This is a genomic window from Candidatus Thiodubiliella endoseptemdiera, assembly GCF_964212635.1.
GTDB classification, from domain to species: Bacteria; Pseudomonadota; Gammaproteobacteria; order PS1; family Pseudothioglobaceae; genus Thiodubiliella; species Thiodubiliella endoseptemdiera.
The window spans coordinates 392,385-405,389 of the sequence record NZ_OZ156463.1 but is presented as its reverse complement, the minus strand read 5'-3'; the positions used below and the strand labels follow the sequence as shown (position 1 = coordinate 405,389).

Here is a 13,005-nt window from a genome sequence, read left to right as displayed (position 1 = left end):
TTTTTAAGGATTTACACAGTTTAATTTACGCTCTCATTCTTTACCAATTGCTCAAGGTACATTTACTCAGTCTCAGCAAGAATTGTTAGATAATTTTCAAAACAAACTCACCCAAGCCGAACAAACGCTAACTCAGACCGACACAGACACCACTTTAAAACAAGCCATTGCCGAGATAAACCTTGCAACACAGGAATATGACGAGAATGGCTTTGATGTGCAAGGCTTTGATGAATACGGTGTTAATGCCCAAGGTTTTGACGAGTTTGGTAATTATTATGCTGATAGTGAAGGTAATTACTATGGGCTGGATGAGACTTATGATGAAGAGGGTTATAACGCTTGGGGTTATGATGAGAGTGGCGTTGATGCTTTTGGTTATGACCAGTGGGGTAATTTTTATGGTGAACCTGATGACGAGTGGAGTGATGATGACGATGATGACCAAGCTCCTGCACCTGGGGATGATGGCTATGATGAAGAATTTGATAATCCTGATAATTGGGATGGCACTGATGATGACTGGGATGATGACCAAACCCCTCAGCCTGGTGATGATGGTTATGACGATGAATTTGATAACCCTGATAACTGGGATGGTACTGATGACGATTGGTGGGATGATGACGACGATTGGGGCAGCGATGATGATGATTGGTGGGATGATGACGACGATTGGGGCAATGATGACAGTTCATCAGGTGGTGGCAAAGGCAAACCAGTTGTGCTTGATATGGAAGATGATGGTATTGAAATCACCGAGTTAGATAAAAATGAATCAATTACCTATTTTGATTTTGATGATGATGGTTATGTAGAGAAAACCGCTTGGACAACAGATGCAATTTTGGTTTTTGATGAAAATAACGATGGTCAGATTACCAGCTCTAGTGAAATCGCCTTTGCTAAATTAACAGAGGCTGATGACACGGATCTTCAAGCACTTAAAGCTAAATTTGACTCCAATGATGACAATATACTAAGTTCAAGTGATGCCAAGTTTAATCAATTTAAACTGTGGCAAGATAAAAACCAAAACGGTGCAGTGGATGCAGGCGAGCTTAAAACACTCACTCAAGCAGGTGTTCAATCTATCAATTTGGTTTCTGACGAGGAAAAACAAGAACTAGATGATGGCTCTGTCATCTTTGGCAAAACCACTTTTACTAAAAATGATGGCACTACTGGTGAAGTGGCTGATGTTGCTTTTAAATATAAAACTAGCGGTTATAAAATGGTTGAAACTGACAGCGGCTATGAGATGCGATTAGAACCTGATTCTAATGAGAAAGGCAGTTATTTCCACACTTCAACGGATGCACTCAATATTAACCTTAAGGATAACAATTACGATATTGTCACAGGCAATATTGGCGATGATACGCTAGACGCGTCTACCACTGATTATGCTGTACTAATATCAGGTGGCGCTGGCGATGACATATTACTAGGTGGTAGTGGAAACGACATACTCATTGGTGGTGCAGGACTTGATACCTTTAAGGCGGGTGCTGGTAATGATATGATTACGGTCAATAATGACGACACCTTAACTAGCACCTATATTGATGGTGGTAGCGGATATGACAAGTTAGTAATTAAAGGTGATAGCACTGTTAATATCAATTTAGATGAGCTGAATATAGAATCAGTTACCTTGGGCGATGGCAATGATATTGTTAATACTGAAGCTGGTGATGATGTTATCTATGGTGGTGCTGGTAATGATACGATAAATGCGGGTAGTGGCAAGGACACCATTTACCTAGAAGGTGATTTGGATATTATCTCAGGTGGTAGCGATGCCGATACCTTTAAGCTCTCTTATCAAGACCAACAAGCAAAGTCAGGGCTGACTAACTTAATCAAGGATTTTGAGCTAGGTGTTGACACCCTTGATTTAAGCAATGTTAAAAGCCTTCGCTCAATAAATGATATTAGCATTAGTTCTGTTAATCAAAATGGCAAAACTTATGCCAAGATTGAGGTTGGACATAACAAGAACGCCATTTATTTAGAAGGCGTGAGTAGCAGTTCTTTAACTAAAGACAACTTTGAATTCTATAACCATAAGGCAATCAATCTTGCTGAGGTAACGCTCGCAACAAACGAAGACCAAAGTCTCACTATTACCTCAACACAACTCTTAGCGAACGCCATTGACTTTGATGGTGATGACTTAAGTGCGGTGAATTTATCTATTACTGGTAACAATGCCACACTAACAAATAACAATAACGGCACTTGGACACTTACTCCTAAGACTAACTTTAGTGGCAAAATTGAGTTTAGTTACCAGATTAGTGATGGCTATGAACTAACTGATGCCAAAGCCAGCGTCAATATTGAAGCAGTGGCTGATAAGGTTGTGGTTGCAAATAACAGCAAGCAAGCACAGTCTTATGGACTCAATATTGAAAATGATTCTTGGGACAAAATTGGTTATCACAAATTAGTTAGTAGTTATGAGAGTTACACTATGCAAGAAGGTAGTTCTGCCTATCTATTGCAAACCACAACCAAAGCAGGTATTAGTGGAGCTAAAACTTATAGTAGCGATATTGACAGTTTCTTAACGCTTAGTGATAGCAGTGTAAAAGATGTGAGTTCTCAAGCAACTAATGGTTCCGCACTAAAGAGTAACTTTATTGTTAGTAAAGGCGATACAGTGAGTTTTCACTATATGTTTGATACCGATGATTATCAACCCTATGTAGACTTTGCTACCTATTCTATTGGCAATGAAATTTATCACTTGTCAAGCGTGGCAGATGTTGGTAATATGGGCAACTCAGGTTGGAAGGAAGTCTCTTTTGTGGCGCAAAGCTCAGGCAATCTCGGCTTTGCCGTGCTTAATCTCAAAGATGGTGCAGTTAATAGTAGCCTTTTGATTGACAATGTTGTTGTTAACGCAGAGAGTAACCAAGTACAAGTGGGTGATGTTTACAAACTACCCCTTGATTTTAATTTAGCAGATAAAGACGGCTCAGAAAGTTTAATCATCGTCATTAAAGGCTTACCGAATAGTGCAACGCTTTCTCACGGCTCACTCCTCACTAATGGTTATTGGCAACTGACCAAAGCACAATATGACAATTTAGAAATCACCTTTAGTGAAAAAAATAAAATTTACAACTTAATCGTTGATGCTATCTCAACAGAAAGCAGTAATGGCAATACTAATGTTGTTAGTCAAACTGCTCAAGTTAAAGTAAGCAGTCCAAGTGCGTTAACAGATTTAGCCTTCTCAGTAGCGGAAGATAATCTACTGGTGATTGATAAAAGTTCTATCATCAACAATATTGGTTTAAGTGATATAACTATCACCAATATTGTAAGTGAAAATTCCATCAGTTCCATTGATGAAAACGGCAATATCAAAATAGTGCCAAATGACAATTATAGTGGGATAGAAACTCTAACCTACACTGCAACTGATAGCAGTGGCAACACTTATCACAGTAATATCAATGTAGAGGTTGTTGCTAGAGCAGACAGTCCACTACTACTTATTGAGGCAAATGACTATGTATTTGATTTTGCCTCAGGCAATCTTAATAACTGGCAAACAGTTGGTGATGTTGATGTGGCGAGTAGTTATGATGGATTTAACTCAGCAGATAATGATGGCTATATGGCAAGGCTAACCACTGGATATGGTTCTGTTGACCAAAGTGTACTTGAGAGTTTTATGAATATGGGTAATGGTAAGCTAGATACCTTTAATGGCAATGCCACCAATGGCTCAGCCATGCAAACAGTGATAGATGTTAAAACAGGTGATGTAGTGTCTTTTGAATATATATTCTCAACCAATGATTATGCACCTTATAATGATTTTGCCTTAGTTAAAATTGGTGATGATAGTTTCAAGCTATCAGATGTTAGTACTGTAGGTGATTTTGGTGCATCCGATGGTTGGCAGAAATTTCAATATATCGCAACCAGTAATGGTAAGCTCAACCTTGCAGTTGCCAACCTTCTAGATACTGCAGTAAGTTCATCACTGATGATTGATAATGTGGTGATTAGCTCAAATAACACTTTAGAAGTAGCATCTAACTCAACCTTAGCATTGCCAATTACAGCAGTATTAAACGATACTGATGGCTCTGAGAGTTTGAGTATTAGTATTAAAAATCTGCCAAGTGAGATAATGCTTAACAACGGAATAAAGCAAGAAGATGGCTCTTACTTACTAAGTCAAAATGATTTAAACAATCTTCAACTCATAACAGGCGACTTTTCAGGTCATCTCAATATAGAAATTGAAGCAACATCAATAGAATCTTCAAATTCAGATACTGCAACAAGTTCTAAAACGCTAAGTATTGATGTTGTTCAAACAGGTGATGGCTTTGATAATCAACTCATTGGCGATGGAGGTGATAATATTATTAGAGGCTTGGCAGGTGATGACACAATAACTGGCAACCAAGGAGATGATACCTTGAGTGGTGGCTTAGGCAGTGATACATTTGTCTATAGTAATAATAATGGCAATGATACGATTACTGACTTTAGTTTATTTGAAGGTGATAAATTAGACCTCTCAGATTTAGTCGATTATCAAGAGGGGCAGAATATCACTGATTTTATTAGCGTTGAAAATACGAATGGCGATAGTATTATTAGTATTGATTCTGATGGTGTTGGTATTGGTGAGAGTTATGTGAATATTACACTATCTAATACTAGTCTATCATTTGAAGACTTATCTAATGCTAATGCTTTGATTGTGCTTTAAGTGTTGAATGTTTACTAGGTTGTTGTTATGAAAAGCAAAAATAATCACAAAATAAGCATCTCTTTGGCAAAAGTTGGTGACAAAGATACATTGATGAAATTAGCACAACAAGTCCATCACGAGAGTGTTTTTGCTGATATGCCGTTTAGCAGAGTTAAGTTTAGTGCATTTTATGACAAGATTATTAGTAAAAAGGCAATATGCTTAGTCGCTCGTATTGGTGATGAGATTGTTGGTTTTATTTACGCAACACTTGGTAGTTACTTTATTGCCGATTCACGCCCTATAGCAACTGTTAGCGTTATCTATATTAAGAAACAAATTCGCGATACATTAGCAGGTGGAAAAGTCGCTATGCGTTTAGTTAAGTCTGCAAAGAAATTTGCCAAAGATCATGGTGTGTCTCATTTATTATTTCATGTAACATCAGGCATCAGTATTGCCAATACTGATAGATTTTTTAGAAAAATAGGGGCAAAAACTTTAGGGGGTAATTATGCATTCAAGTTATAAAAGCCCTTAACCAAAGAAGTACGAGTTAATAACTCCAAGTCTTTTATTGCTTAAATTAATTACTTCGCCGATAGCTAATCACCTCAGTAAGGTGTTGGGTGTTAACGCTGTCTGAGTTATCTAAGTCTGCAATGGTTCTAGCGACTTTGAGGATACGGTGGTAGGCTCTGGCTGAAAGGTTGAATTTATCAATTGCCATTTCTAATAATTGCTTATTGTCTTTGTCTAGTTTAATGAGTTTGTCAATTTTATCAGGAATGAGTTTGTCATTGATTTTTCCTTGTCTCTTAATTTGTTTATTGTAGGCTTTTAACACTCTTTCTCGTATAACTTCACTTGACTCTGCGCTACTATTGGTTTGTTCAAGTAGTGCCTCTTTAGGCAGTGGTGGCACAGTAAGCACCATGTCAATTCTGTCAAGTAATGGACCTGATATTTTGTTTTTATACCGGTCAATTTGGTCTTCGGTGCAATGGCATTTTGATGTGCCATCGCCATAATACCCACAGGGGCATAGTTTCATTGCCTTGTTGCCGTTTCTTGTATTTACCGTTCCAAAGCCTATTGTAGGAATGCCCAAAGAATTAATCACACTGGGCGACCATATTAAAAAAAAGGTTGGAAAATATACAAACTCAAAAAGATGTTGGGAAAATCATAGGAACTGATAATTTTACTATAGTTAATTGGGAAAAGAATAGCACAAAAAACATACCTGCAAAATACTATCCTAAAATAATGGAGTTTTTAAATTACTGTCCCTTAACTCAAAATATTAAAAATATTAAAAACAAAAATGCACCAAAAACATTAGCCAAAAAAATTAAACTCCACAGACTCCACCAAGGACTTAATCAAAAACAATTTGCTCACCTGCTAAAAGTTGATTCAACCACGGTTAAGTTTTGGGAGGGTGGAGAAAGAAAACCTTCGGAAAAAATGGTCGAGAAATTACGACATTTACGGCTTTTATAAAAACTTTGAACTTGACATTTTTTATAAAAAATTTTAAAAAAATACTTGCAAAAAAAAACTGGTTATAATTGGAAAATTGTAATTCAAAAAAATGAGGCTAACAGCAATGATAAAAATAAACAACACAACAAATCTTAAAAACATATCAAAGTATTTTTTAGCAACCACTTTAGCACTTGGGTTGTTAAGTGCAGCTAACACAGTTATTGCCAACCAAAACTCTACGATAGACAACTACAACGACCGCTACACCCCAGAAGGTAGAAAAAAGGCAGGCAAGCGAGGCACCTACAAAAAAGATATCCATGTTTGGGTATACACCTCAGCCTTTGCCAAACGCTTTGGTATGCCAAAGCAGTGGATTGATGATGAATTAAAAGGCGCAGAGGCCTTAGCCTATCGACTTGATTTAGATGTCTATGGCACCAAGTGTGGTTACTTCTCTGAGGTAGAAAACTGCCGACCGTCTACCGCTTGTATTGTAGATATGTATATTGATGACAAGGCAGATTTGCCTTGGAATACTGAAAATAGGTTTGATAGTCGTTATGGTAGCAAATCTATTGGCGTTCTTATTCCTCAAAATATAAAGGATGATCCAGGTTGGAGGAAACGCGCTATTAAACGAGGTCAGCAATATAAGTTGGGGTTGGATGTAGTTTATGTCTCTGGCAGTAAAATACCACTAAATAATTATCACCTTTTAGAATATGATAGAGATATCTATAAAAATCTAGATTATATATCTGGCGCTATGACTTGTCGTAGTTTTGGCAAAAGCAGAGATATCAAGATAGAAATTGATAAACCTGTATTGCGTAAAAATGGCTCTATTAAATATAATTATGGTAGTCTTGCACACTCAATCACTACACCTAATTCTTTTATGCAACGCATAGAAGCCTATGACAAAGTTCAATACGAGCCCAATAGTCTGTTTAATGAACTCAGAAAACGCCTAAGCACCACTACAAAATCAAACAAATAACAACAATGGAGAAACACTATGCCAACACAAAATAACAACAACCCAATCACCTATTTTGAATCAACTTTATTGGCAAACGATGTTTATAAGAAGGATGCAAAAAACAGAGGGGTTAATGAATGGGAAGTAACTAATGACCAAAAAACAAATAATTTCGACTCAGGTCTACAAATCCAAAATTATCAAAATGCTAACCATCCTAACCATACTGTAATTGCTATTGCTGGCACCAATGGACTGAATGATTTGAATGATAATACATCTTTTTTAACGGGAAGTTTATCCGAGCAGTTTCAACAAGCACTCACCCATGTGGCACAAACAATTGATGCAGCTGTTAAAAACTCAGATGGTGCTAGTCAAACTGATACTTTTTCGGTAACAGGTCATTCCCTAGGGGGTGGTCTTGCCCAAATTGTTGCTTATACTTTTGGCTTAAACGGGGTTGCAATTGATGCTCCAGGTGCGGGTGCTATTGTGGCAAATAATGACTATCAAGTTTTTATTTCTTCACTTAGAGAGTCTTACCCAGATGCCTTTACCGAGGTTGCTGACACACCTAGTGTGGGTGCTAATTTCACCAACATCTCTGAGCAAGGTTCGGCAGTGAGTAGTATTGGCACACACCTAGGCGTTGAAGTAAAAATTGACGCAGTGAGTGACATTCAAACAAATGTAGGACTATTTTTAATGCGCCATCCTACAACTTTTTCACTAGGCTTAGCATTGACTGCCGATGGGTTAATAGACAATCACTCTTTAGAGGCTGCATTAGAATATATTGAACAAAATTATGAGGAAATACAGCAAGATGCTTCGGCTTTGCAATTGGAGCAATTCCAAAGCCAATTGGAAGCTTTGGCACACGAAGTTGCTCAAGGCAACCCAATCGACCAATTCACCTTCGACACCGCCACCCAAGCCTTCTCCCCATGGCAAAATGGCAACATCGTAGACCTTAACGAGCAAGGTGAGTGGTTCGTTAATGATCCAGATATCGCCTTTAGCGATATCGGTGATTTGTTTGATGCCGAAGATGCCATGCTTCAAGAACTACAAGAGGGCTGGATAACCTATAAGGAATTCAGCGCCTTCCAAGACTATGTGTTGGATTATTCCTTGGATGATTATGTTTTTGAACCTAACTATAATTTTGATGAATATGCCTACGACCCAATCGGTGCTTTTTATGACTCTCAGAGTGAAGAATATGACAATGCCTTGAGTATTGCTAGTCATACAGGTGTTTTATTGGATGCCAATAATCAGGCTTTAAGCATTGCACAGCTTCAAGCGCTAGATACTAATAATGATGGACAACTCAGCACTAATGAAACCACCAGCCTCAACCTATGGACAGATCTCAATGAAGATGGACATTTAAATACTGGCGAGTTAGTCAACTTAAGCACCCTTAACCAGCCTATTCAGCAATCTGATTATAGCTTTTATACTCAAGGCAATGGTCTTGTTGCCACTAACCAGCCTAATCAGGCTAATCAAGCAACTGAACCGACCACCCCTGATAGTAACTATCGTCATCTGCGAGATACGATTAACTTTATTGGTACATATGATGGGGTAATTTCTTGGGGTGCCGATGATATTAAAATCGATGAAGGTCGCACTCATATGCTAATCGGCACTGATGGCAATGATGCTTTTGATGTGAACTATTTTTCCAGTTACACCAGATACTTTAGCCTCAACGCACTCACTCACTTCTTAGCAGGCGATGGTAACGATCTGATGGGTGGTAGTGATAGAACTGATAACCTTTGGGGTGGTAAAGACGATGGTTTATTGGTATTTGACAAAAACAACAACGGCAAGATTGATGATGGTTCAGAGTTGTTTGGTAATAATACGGTTTTATCCAATGGCAATAAAGCTGCCAATGGCTTTGAAGCGTTAAAAGCCTTAGACAGTAATAATGATGGCAAAGTTGACAGCCAAGACGCAAACTTTAGCAATCTTAAAATCTGGCAAGACAAAAACTCTGATGGCAAATTAGACAAGGGCGAGCTTTTAAGTCTAAGCGAAGCAGGCGTGCAATCACTCAATACCACCTGCACCAACTCAAACGAAGTTGATAGCAGCAACAACGCCCATAAACAACAGGGCAGTTTTACCACTACTGATGGCACAAGTAACAAGATGAATGATGTGTGGTTTGATGTGGATTTGGTCAATTTAAAAAAAGTGGCTTGAGATGAATGAAATTTTAGCGTCATTTATACCAATAATAATTTTCACAATATTATTTTCATACCATGAAAGTTGGTTTTTAAATTCAAAATATATTTACAATGAAAAATGCACAAGCAAAACATCTAAAGCAATACAGTTTTTATTCAAGTTCTTTTTTTGGCCTGAACAACGAGGCTCTGGCAATATTGGAAACCTAATGTATTCTCGTAATAAAAGAATTTTTAACGGTCGTTGGTATTTGACTTTGACTTTTATCTATAGCGTTGGACTCGTTTTTCTTTCTTTAGACTTGCTCAATACCTTCTTGGTTTTAAATCACAAACCCAAGTTTTTATTTATTTATTTAATAATGATGATGGTGGCAATATTATTAAGATATTTTTTGTATAAATTTGATGGTGTTAACCAACTCATTTATGAACGCAAAAACAACATCAAAGTAGAGGGCGAATATCCATGGCAAGACTACTACCGCAAAAAAAAGAAGCAAAACTTAAAAATAAGAATAAAAAACAACTTAATAATAAAGGAGAATAACAATGGCTAAAATATTATTACCAACTCAAAGAGAAATAGATATTATTTTTCAATCTACTAAATTTCAAGTAAGTACTCTTCAAACGGTATCTGAAAGCAATGCAACAGAAGCTTTAGTTACAGGCGCCGATACCATGCATGCTGCTATTAGTATTTTTAAAACTGGCTTAAAAGTTAATGCTTTTGGTGCACTTATTAGTGGTACAGACTTATACAACTCAATAAATAATTGGGATAATATTTCAACTATAGATAAAGTAACTACCATCACGGGCGCGCTAAGTTCTGCTGCTATTTTTCTAAATCCAATTTCGGCATTAGCCTTTGGTGCGCTTACTCTTGGTCTTAGTATGTATGCTTTTGCTGAAGGCGACGAAGTGGCTTCAGCAGCAGTTGATGGACTAATTGACACTGTAGGCAACGCCATAGGCGACACTTGGCAGGACGCCACTTCATTACTTGATTTGGCTGATAGCAAGGCACAAACCCCTGCAGAAAAAATACAACAAATCAACAACCCAATCATTATCAAGGAGTCTCAAGCAGGCAACCCAATCGACCAATTCACCTTCGACACCGCCACCCAAGCCCTATCCCCATGGAAAAATGGCAACATCGTAGACCTTAACGACCAAGGTGAGTTGTTTGTTAATGACCCAGATGTTGCCTTTAGTGATATTGGTGATTTGTTTGATGCAGAAGAAGCCATGCTTCAAGAACTACAAGAGGGCTTGATAACCTATGAGGAATTCAGCGCCTTCCAAGACTATGTGTTGGATTATTCCTTGGATGATTATGTTTTTGAACCTAACTATAATTTTGATGAATATGCCTACGACCCAATCGGTGCTTTTTATGACTCTCAGAGTGAAGAATATGACAATGCCTTGAGTATTGCTAGTCATACAGGTGTTTTATTGGATGCCAATAACCAGGCTTTAAGCATTGCACAGCTTCAAGCGCTAGATACTAATAATGATGGACAACTCAGCACTAATGAAACCACCAGCCTCAACCTATGGACAGATCTCAATGAAGATGGGCATTTAAATACTGGCGAGTTAGTCAACTTAAGCACCCTTAACCAGCCTATTCAGCAATCTGATTATGGTTTTTATACTCAAGGCAATGGTCTTGTTGCCACTAACCAGCCTAATCAGGCTAATCAAGCAACTGAACCGACCACCCCTGATAGTAACTATCGTCATCTGCGAGATACGATTAACTTTATTGGTACATATAATGGGGTAATTCTTTGGGGTGTTGATGATATTAAAATCGATGAAGGTCGCACTCATATGCTAATCGGCACTGATGGTAATGATGAGGTTAATATCAACACAAATAAAAACACTATATTAGCAAACAATAATAGACTTGTATTTATTAATGTCAAGTCTTATAATCAAGGACAAACTTTAAAAGCGGCTTAATCTTTAATAAATTTATGGAATATATACTACCCAATGTAGCTATCTTTTTTTTACTGGTATCAATTTTGTATGGGGCTTACTATCAGTTGTTTTTTAAAAAAATAATTTACTATACGCTACATAAACCAGAATCAAAAATTTTATTTTGGCTTAAATTCTTTCTGCCTGATGAGTATATGCTATCACACGGCACTAGTTTTAATGTGCACTATTCGCGCAACAAAAGACTATTTAGTAAAGGCTGGTTAATATTATCATTTCTTTCTTTCTTGGGATTTCTTTTTGGCACTCCAGCTCTTTTGCTTGAAAATGCACAAAGAGTGCAGGAATTAGCAATACAGTCTATTAAAAAACAAAATTTACAGTATGTTTCTGCAAGATTAATCGTTGAAAAGAAAAATACAAAAAACCACATATTTTTATTGTGACAAAAGATAATAAAAAATATAAGTTTAATGATTATATTTACAAGAAAAATAACCCAAACATGGGTACGTACTTACAGCTAATACGCAACAATACGGAGATAGAGGTTGCTTATGTGCCTTTCCCTTATATGGGGTTTTTTGAGACTGAAAAATTACTTAGTTTAAAGTCTAAACAAGGGAAGGAAATCATACAGTTTTCTAAAGTAAAAAAAGAAATTCTCACTAGAAATATTTGGCTTTATAGTGAGAATACTTATTATGCGGGTATATTGCTATTGTTACTCACTATTGTTGCATTACCAATTCGCTACTATTTATATGGCTTTGATGGCGTTAAAAAATTAATAAAAGTTAAACACGAAGAATTAAAAAGATATGGTAAGTTTATCCATCAAGATGAGCGTTATATGAGTAAAGATGATATTCTTTCTGGCAAGCATTAGGGAGAAATTGAAATAAAAAAGGGGAGTAAAAAATGGCTATAAATCAAAATAACGTTAAATTTGCACAGGAAGCAATTGACAAAATACTAGGTGCAACTAGTTTTTCAGTTGGAAGTGCGACAACTTTACAAGAGGGTATTCAAAATGGTGATGCATGGCTTTATATAGACTTTAGAAAGGCAGCTTAATTATGAATGAAGATTTACAATCCATACTAGGATTTATAGCGTTGCTTATTCTAGGATTATTATTTGCCGCTCAAGAAAGATTATTTTTGCAATCAAGATACGCAGATGATGAAAAATGTAAAAGTAAGATATGCAAAACCATACGGTTTCTCATTAAATTCTTTTTTTGGCCTGAGCAGCAAGGTTCTGGGAATATTGGAAACTTAATGTATTCTCGTAATAAAAGAATTTTTAATGGTCGGTGGTATTTAACTTTGACAGCAACTTATACTGGAGGGTTAATTTTTACTGCTCTGTTTTTTATATTCCCTCCATCTGATGTATCTATTGGTTTTTATGATGAAAATTTTGGTTTTAAAAGCTTTTTATTAGCCATGCTATCACTTGTATTGAGATATTTATTTTATAAATTTGACGGGGTAAGCCAACTCATTTATGAGCGTAAAAACAACATTATAGTAGAAGGCGAATATCCATGGCAAAATTACCACAATAAAAAACGAAGAAAACAATAAATAATGAAAAATTTAACCACTAAGGAG

At 36.8% G+C, this 13,005-nt stretch carries 12 protein-coding genes; 11 read left to right on the top strand and 1 reads right to left on the bottom strand.

The features are described from left to right. Window positions 1-82 precede the first annotated feature (82 nt). Window positions 83-4,747 (top strand): tandem-95 repeat protein, encoded by a 4,665-nt coding sequence (locus AB8525_RS02045; RefSeq protein ID WP_369178293.1) that lies wholly within the window; start codon window positions 83-85, stop codon window positions 4,745-4,747. A gap of 93 nt (window positions 4,748-4,840) precedes the next feature. Continuing rightward, on the top strand, window positions 4,841-5,260 hold the full coding sequence (locus AB8525_RS02040) for an N-acetyltransferase family protein (protein ID WP_369178291.1): 420 nt from the start codon (window positions 4,841-4,843) through the stop codon (window positions 5,258-5,260). Window positions 5,261-5,315: 55 nt separating this feature from the next. Here AB8525_RS02040 and AB8525_RS02035 read toward each other — a convergent pair whose 3' ends face one another. Continuing rightward, the gene (locus AB8525_RS02035; protein WP_369178289.1) at window positions 5,316-5,852 is read right to left on the bottom strand and encodes an ATP-binding protein; all 537 of its coding nucleotides are present in this window, start codon (window positions 5,850-5,852) and stop codon (window positions 5,316-5,318) included. A gap of 26 nt (window positions 5,853-5,878) precedes the next feature. On the opposite strand from AB8525_RS02035, the gene AB8525_RS02030 reads away from it, so the two are divergent. The 9 genes from AB8525_RS02030 to AB8525_RS01990 all read left to right on the top strand — a co-directional run bounded on the left by AB8525_RS02030 (window position 5,879) and on the right by AB8525_RS01990 (window position 12,978). Next, window positions 5,879-6,235 carry a multiprotein-bridging factor 1 family protein gene (locus AB8525_RS02030; RefSeq protein WP_369150205.1) on the top strand — a complete coding sequence of 119 codons (357 nt, stop codon included), beginning with the start codon at window positions 5,879-5,881 and terminating at the stop codon, window positions 6,233-6,235. A 106-nt stretch (window positions 6,236-6,341) separates the two neighbouring features. Continuing rightward, window positions 6,342-7,223: a hypothetical protein gene (locus tag AB8525_RS02025; RefSeq protein WP_369150204.1), complete on the top strand. Its 882-nt coding sequence runs from the start codon at window positions 6,342-6,344 to the stop codon at window positions 7,221-7,223. 18 nt (window positions 7,224-7,241) lie between these two features. Beyond that, window positions 7,242-9,434, top strand: coding sequence for a lipase family protein (locus AB8525_RS02020; protein ID WP_369178287.1), 2,193 nt, complete (start codon window positions 7,242-7,244; stop codon window positions 9,432-9,434). Between the two features lies 1 nt (window position 9,435). Beyond that, on the top strand, window positions 9,436-9,981 hold the full coding sequence (locus tag AB8525_RS02015) for a hypothetical protein (RefSeq protein ID WP_369178285.1): 546 nt from the start codon (window positions 9,436-9,438) through the stop codon (window positions 9,979-9,981). Then, the gene (locus AB8525_RS02010; protein WP_369178283.1) at window positions 9,974-11,404 is read left to right on the top strand and encodes a hypothetical protein; all 1,431 of its coding nucleotides are present in this window, start codon (window positions 9,974-9,976) and stop codon (window positions 11,402-11,404) included. Before AB8525_RS02015 ends, AB8525_RS02010 begins: the two co-directional genes overlap by 8 nt. A gap of 14 nt (window positions 11,405-11,418) precedes the next feature. Then, window positions 11,419-11,832 carry a hypothetical protein gene (locus tag AB8525_RS02005; RefSeq protein WP_369178281.1) on the top strand — a complete coding sequence of 138 codons (414 nt, stop codon included), beginning with the start codon at window positions 11,419-11,421 and terminating at the stop codon, window positions 11,830-11,832. After that, entirely contained in the window at window positions 11,829-12,275 is a 447-nt protein-coding gene (locus AB8525_RS02000) for a hypothetical protein (RefSeq protein WP_369178280.1), read from the top strand. Before AB8525_RS02005 ends, AB8525_RS02000 begins: the two co-directional genes overlap by 4 nt. 32 nt (window positions 12,276-12,307) lie before the next feature. After that, a complete protein-coding gene (locus AB8525_RS01995) occupies window positions 12,308-12,463 on the top strand; it encodes a hypothetical protein (RefSeq protein WP_369178278.1) in 156 nt (51 codons plus the stop codon). 2 nt (window positions 12,464-12,465) lie between these two features. Then, window positions 12,466-12,978, top strand: a complete 513-nt coding sequence (locus tag AB8525_RS01990; protein ID WP_369178276.1) for a hypothetical protein — start codon at window positions 12,466-12,468, stop codon at window positions 12,976-12,978. Window positions 12,979-13,005 lie beyond the last annotated feature (27 nt).

What these genes read in the sequence shown, in the direction of transcription:
- AB8525_RS02020 (WP_369178287.1), top strand. Translation starts at nt 7,242, where the DNA reads ATGCCAACACAAAATAACAACAACCCAATCACCTATTTTGAATCAACT.
- AB8525_RS02025 (WP_369150204.1), top strand. Translation starts at nt 6,342, where the DNA reads ATGATAAAAATAAACAACACAACAAATCTTAAAAACATATCAAAGTAT.
- AB8525_RS02015 (WP_369178285.1), top strand. Translation starts at nt 9,436, where the DNA reads ATGAATGAAATTTTAGCGTCATTTATACCAATAATAATTTTCACAATA.
- AB8525_RS02040 (WP_369178291.1), top strand. Translation starts at nt 4,841, where the DNA reads ATGAAATTAGCACAACAAGTCCATCACGAGAGTGTTTTTGCTGATATG.
- AB8525_RS01995 (WP_369178278.1), top strand. Translation starts at nt 12,308, where the DNA reads ATGGCTATAAATCAAAATAACGTTAAATTTGCACAGGAAGCAATTGAC.
- AB8525_RS02005 (WP_369178281.1), top strand. Translation starts at nt 11,419, where the DNA reads ATGGAATATATACTACCCAATGTAGCTATCTTTTTTTTACTGGTATCA.
- AB8525_RS02010 (WP_369178283.1), top strand. Translation starts at nt 9,974, where the DNA reads ATGGCTAAAATATTATTACCAACTCAAAGAGAAATAGATATTATTTTT.
- AB8525_RS01990 (WP_369178276.1), top strand. Translation starts at nt 12,466, where the DNA reads ATGAATGAAGATTTACAATCCATACTAGGATTTATAGCGTTGCTTATT.